Origin of the sequence: Limnothrix redekei LRLZ20PSL1, from assembly GCF_043235035.1 — a bacterium.
Classification (GTDB): domain Bacteria; phylum Cyanobacteriota; class Cyanobacteriia; order CACIAM-69d; family CACIAM-69d; genus CACIAM-69d.
The window spans coordinates 1-555 of the sequence record NZ_JAZAQF010000093.1 but is presented as its reverse complement, the minus strand read 5'-3'; the positions used below and the strand labels follow the sequence as shown (position 1 = coordinate 555).

Here is a 555-nt window from a genome sequence, read left to right as displayed (position 1 = left end):
AATAAATTTTGCATCAGGGCTGTAAGAAACAGAGTTAATACCAGATTCATGTCCTTGTAAATTGGTAACTATAGTGCCATTCGAATCCCATATTTTGGCTGTTTTGTCATCTGATGAGGTTAACATATTTAAGCCATCAGGAGAAAATAAGCCTGATGTTATGGATCCAGTATGACCTATTAAATCCTTTATAATGACTCCATTTAAATCCCATAATTTAGCAGTTCTGTCCCAACCGAATGTAAGTATTTTTGAACCATTTGGGGAAAATATGGCATTTTTTATGACTGTATTATGACCTTTTAAGGTTGCAAGCTCTTTGCCGTCTATACTCCATAGTTTAGCAGTTTCGTCATTGGAAGATGTTAGAACGTAATTGCCATCATTCGAGAAACATGCTGAATTAATGCTTTTTGAGTGGCCTGATAACCATCCACCAAAAGTAGCAATTAACTTTCCTTGTAGGTCCCAAAGATTACACGTGTTGTTTTCGTTTATGGTTAGGATATAATTGCTATTTGGCGAGAAGATAGCCGTACTTATTCTCTCTGAAAC

The 555-nt window shown here is 35.9% G+C and carries 1 protein-coding gene; it reads right to left on the bottom strand.

All coding sequences use genetic code 11. From position 1 onward, the window contains the following. The coding region (locus VPK24_RS17860) for a WD40 repeat domain-containing protein (RefSeq protein ID WP_393015431.1) at positions 1 to 555 on the bottom strand (555 nt) is incomplete at both ends.